Source organism: Leuconostoc fallax, from assembly GCF_004354645.1.
Classification (GTDB): domain Bacteria; phylum Bacillota; class Bacilli; order Lactobacillales; family Lactobacillaceae; genus Leuconostoc_B; species Leuconostoc_B fallax.
Genome location: NZ_PUFI01000003.1, coordinates 1 through 1,616 on the forward strand (window position 1 = coordinate 1; position 1,616 = coordinate 1,616).

The window sequence follows — 1,616 nt, forward strand, 5'->3', positions numbered from 1 at the left end:
CCATTCCGAACACAGAAGTTAAGCTCTATAGCGCCAAAAGTAGTTGGAGGATCGCTTCCTGCGAGGATAGGACGATGCGATGCCGTACATAGCAACATGGAGAGAGAAGCGGAGAGGTGTCCGAGTCAGGCTGAAGGAGCATGGTTGGAAACCGTGTAAGCAGTGAGAACTGTTTCGAGGGTTCGAATCCCTTCCTCTCCATAGATATGGAAGTTTAGCTCAGCTGGGAGAGCACCTGCCTTACAAGCAGGGGGTCACAGGTTCGATCCCTGTAACTTCCATAGCCGGAAAAGGCTGAAGATACTGGCGAACGGGAAACGTAGCGCCGACTTAGCTCAGTTGGTAGAGCACCGCTCTTGTAAAGCGGGGGTCGAAGGTTCGAGTCCTTTAGTCGGCATGAACATGCGGATATAGTTCAGAGGTAGAACATCACCTTGCCATGGTGGGGGTCGCGGGTTCGAATCCCGTTGTCCGCTTAATATGCCGGCGTGGCGGAATAGGCAGACGCACAGGACTTAAAATCCTGCGATAGAGATATCGTACCGGTTCGATCCCGGTCGCCGGCATATATGCACCTATAGCGCAATTGGATAGAGCGTCTGACTACGAATCAGGAGGTTGCAGGTTCGACTCCTGCTAGGTGCATAGAGGTTAGAGTAATTTAATCTCTTTTTTAAGTTTTTGAGGAGCTGAAGCTCTCGAGAAACTATCGGGATGTAGCTCAGCTTGGTAGAGCACCTGGTTTGGGACCAGGGGGTCGCAGGTTCGAATCCTGTCGTCCCGATTAAATCGTATGTGATATGGTTTAGCACGATCGCGGTGTAGCTCAGCTGGCTAGAGCGTTCGGTTCATACCCGAGAGGTCGAGGGTTCGATTCCCCCCGCCGCGATAGGTCGATAAAGGACCTTTAGCTCAGTTGGTTAGAGCAGACGGCTCATAACCGTCCGGTCGTTGGTTCGAGTCCAACAAGGTCCATTGAGAGGGCCTTCAGAGATAGTGGAGGATTACCCAAGTCTGGCTGAAGGGAACGGTCTTGAAAACCGTCAGGTCGGGAAACCGGCGCGGGGGTTCGAATCCCCCATCCTCCTTAACCCTTAAATATAGAGGGTAAGACATAATATTATCGCGGGATGGAGCAGTCTGGTAGCTCGTCGGGCCCATAACCCGAAGGTCGTTGGTTCAAATCCAGCTCCCGCAATTGGTCGCATGGTCTAGCTGGTTAGGACGCCTGCCTGTCACGCAGGAGATCACGGGTTCGAACCCCGTTGTGACCGTTTAAGTATGAAGATACTTAGATGGCTCGGTAGCTCAGTTGGTAGAGCAATGCATTGAAGCTGCATGTGTCGGCGGTTCGATTCCGTCCCGCGCCATAGGTCAAGAGATTGACTGAAGCGACAAGGTAAGCCTGCGAATGTAGTTCAATGGTAGAATTCCAGCCTTCCAAGCTGGCTATGCGGGTTCGATTCCCGTCATTCGCTTATGGGCCTGTAGCTCAGTTGGTTAGAGCACTGTGTTGATAACGCAGGGGTCACAGGTTCGAGTCCCGTCAGGCCCATGATAAAGAAGAGAGTTCTTGTAACTCTCTTTTTCTTTCCCTTCTTTTTTGTTTTATAATG

The 1,616-nt window shown here is 51.7% G+C and carries 15 tRNA genes and 1 rRNA gene; all 16 read left to right on the top strand.

Annotated features, from left to right (window positions below):
• Positions 1 to 83 (top strand): 5S ribosomal RNA (rrf, locus tag C5L23_RS08670); the annotation flags it as partial.
• Between the two features lie 27 nt (positions 84 to 110).
• A tRNA-Ser gene (locus C5L23_RS00450) sits at positions 111 to 201 on the top strand.
• Between the two features lie 7 nt (positions 202 to 208).
• A tRNA-Val gene (locus C5L23_RS00455) sits at positions 209 to 281 on the top strand.
• Positions 282 to 324: 43 nt separating this feature from the next.
• Positions 325 to 397, top strand: a tRNA-Thr gene (locus C5L23_RS00460).
• Between the two features lie 7 nt (positions 398 to 404).
• Positions 405 to 476 (top strand) — tRNA-Gly (locus C5L23_RS00465).
• Between the two features lie 6 nt (positions 477 to 482).
• Positions 483 to 566, top strand: a tRNA-Leu gene (locus C5L23_RS00470).
• A gap of 5 nt (positions 567 to 571) precedes the next feature.
• Positions 572 to 645, top strand: a tRNA-Arg gene (locus C5L23_RS00475).
• Between the two features lie 65 nt (positions 646 to 710).
• A tRNA-Pro gene (locus tag C5L23_RS00480) sits at positions 711 to 784 on the top strand.
• 31 nt (positions 785 to 815) lie between these two features.
• Positions 816 to 889, top strand: a tRNA-Met gene (locus tag C5L23_RS00485).
• Between the two features lie 12 nt (positions 890 to 901).
• Positions 902 to 975: transfer RNA gene (locus C5L23_RS00490), tRNA-Ile, on the top strand.
• 23 nt (positions 976 to 998) lie between these two features.
• Positions 999 to 1,088 (top strand) — tRNA-Ser (locus C5L23_RS00495).
• Positions 1,089 to 1,124: 36 nt separating this feature from the next.
• Positions 1,125 to 1,198: transfer RNA gene (locus tag C5L23_RS00500), tRNA-Met, on the top strand.
• A 2-nt stretch (positions 1,199 to 1,200) separates the two neighbouring features.
• A tRNA-Asp gene (locus C5L23_RS00505) sits at positions 1,201 to 1,274 on the top strand.
• Between the two features lie 23 nt (positions 1,275 to 1,297).
• Positions 1,298 to 1,370: transfer RNA gene (locus tag C5L23_RS00510), tRNA-Phe, on the top strand.
• Positions 1,371 to 1,407: 37 nt separating this feature from the next.
• Positions 1,408 to 1,478, top strand: a tRNA-Gly gene (locus tag C5L23_RS00515).
• Between the two features lie 3 nt (positions 1,479 to 1,481).
• A tRNA-Ile gene (locus C5L23_RS00520) sits at positions 1,482 to 1,555 on the top strand.
• Positions 1,556 to 1,616 lie beyond the last annotated feature (61 nt).